The sequence below is a fragment of the Paenibacillus sp. 01L418 genome (assembly GCF_056400045.1).
Window position 1 is genome coordinate 1 of sequence record NZ_JBFTSN010000791.1, and the last position, 1,094, is coordinate 1,094.

Below are 1,094 nucleotides of genomic sequence, written 5' to 3' on the forward strand. Positions count from 1 at the left end.
ACAAGAACCTTCCATCGCTCTTAATTCACTGGATCAATCTACTGTCATCGTAACAACAAATGATCTGCGGTCGGGGAATAATATGACGACGATCTACCGGTCAGTCAATGGCGGTGCATCATACACCGAGATGCTGAATCCCCCTCCAGCGGGGTTCGCGGCATCAGGTGATGGTGTAGCAGCGTACGGTTATCCTAATCTGTTTCTTGTTGCAGCGACAGCTTTGAATGTGAACCCTGTAAGGGACTCGTCCATTATCGTGTACCGCTCGACGAACAATGGCGCCTCCTTTTCAACCCCAATCATTGTAAACCAGGGGTTTGGCACCGCGGTATATAACGACAAGCCGTCAATACGCATAGATACGTCGAATGGCAGTCCGTATCTTGGTCAAGCATATATTGCTTTTACACGTTATTTCAACAATTTCCAAAGCTCTGAAACATTGATTTCGCGATCACTAGACCAAGGGATAACCTGGTCTACCCCCTTTCTGTTAACAAATCAAGTTCAAGATGTTTCGAATTTTGGATCGAGTATCGCAATTGGTCCCGCAGGCGAAATTTATGTCGGATGGATGCAATATGGTCCAGGAACGCCGCAATTTCTTATGCGCAGATCAGATGATGGGGGAGTGACGTATGGTCCTATTATTACCATATCGACAGTCTCGTTAGTTCCAACCCCTCTTCCTGTTCCAACCTTTGGTTTTCGCGTCTTGACGATTGCTTATTTAGCCGTAGATATCTCGCCATTTAACGGAGAAGGCATCGTCTATGCTGCTTGGCAAGACAACCGTACAGGTTCTGCACATATATTTCTTTCGCGATCGACTGACAAAGGCGTTTCATGGTCAACGCCAATTCAAGTAGATGATAGCCCTTCAGGATCGCAAAATATTTTGCCCAATTTAACGGTATCGCGTGATAATGGCGGGGTGAAGGTGATGTACTATACGAACCGTGTAAGCAACTCGTTAATCGATGTGTTTTTAGCTGAATCAAACAATGCCGGTTCGTCGTTTGCGCCTAATCTTCGTGTGACGAGCGTCTCCTTCGATCCGAATGCGGACCCGTCATTAGGCACTCCAACAC

At 46.6% G+C, this 1,094-nt stretch carries 1 protein-coding gene; it reads left to right on the top strand.

What is annotated here, in order from left to right; all coding sequences use genetic code 11:
* On the top strand, positions 1–1,094 hold a 1,094-nt coding region (locus AC1DSE_RS35670), incomplete at both ends, for a sialidase family protein (RefSeq protein WP_477529169.1).